Genomic DNA, 653 nt, shown 5'->3' with positions numbered 1-653 from the left:
GTGGCCGCGCTGGCCGGCGGGTTCATCGCGGGCCGTCTCTCGGGCAAGCCCGTCACGGGGGCGGCCGGCCTGCACGGCCTCGTTTCCTGGGCGGTGACCACCCTCGTGGTGCTCTACCTGCTCACGTCGGCGGCCGGCGGGCTGATCGGCGGCGCGTTCTCGGGGGTGACCAGCACGCTCGGCGGAGCGGGCTCCCTCGTGGGGGGCACCGTGCAGACGGCGGCCCAGGCCGCGGCGCCCTCGCTGTCCAAGATCAGCAATCCGCTCGACGGCATCGAGCAGTCGGTGCGCGACCAGGCCGCCGGCCAGGACCCGCAGGCGGCCAAGGACGCTGCCGTGGCGGCCATCCGCGCCCTGCTCACGGGTGACCCGGCCCAGAAGGCTCAGGCCGAGACCCGCGCGGCCGACGCGCTGGCCAAGGCCCAGGGCATCCCGGTCGACCAGGCAAAGGCGCAGATCCAGGACTACGGCAGGCAGTACGACAAAACCGTGGCGCCGCCCAAGCAGAAGGCCGGGCCCGCGGCGTTGCCGGCCAGGTCCGCCGCCACGCAGGCCGCCTTCTACGGCGCGCTCGCGCTGACCCGGGCCGCCCTGGCGGTTTTCCTGGCCGGCGGCTTGGGCGCCCCAAACCCCCCAACCCTGCCCGCCGGCAC

At 75.7% G+C, this 653-nt stretch carries 1 protein-coding gene; it reads left to right on the top strand.

Features of this window, described 5'->3' with window-relative positions; all coding sequences use genetic code 11:
* The coding region (locus MKK58_RS13205; RefSeq protein ID WP_243912489.1) for a PhnA-like protein at positions 1–653 on the top strand (653 nt) is incomplete at both ends.

This window comes from Methylobacterium sp. J-078 (assembly GCF_022829285.1).
In the GTDB taxonomy this organism is placed as follows: Bacteria; Pseudomonadota; Alphaproteobacteria; order Rhizobiales; family Beijerinckiaceae; genus Methylobacterium.
This window is presented reverse-complemented; position numbering and strand designations above follow the sequence as displayed.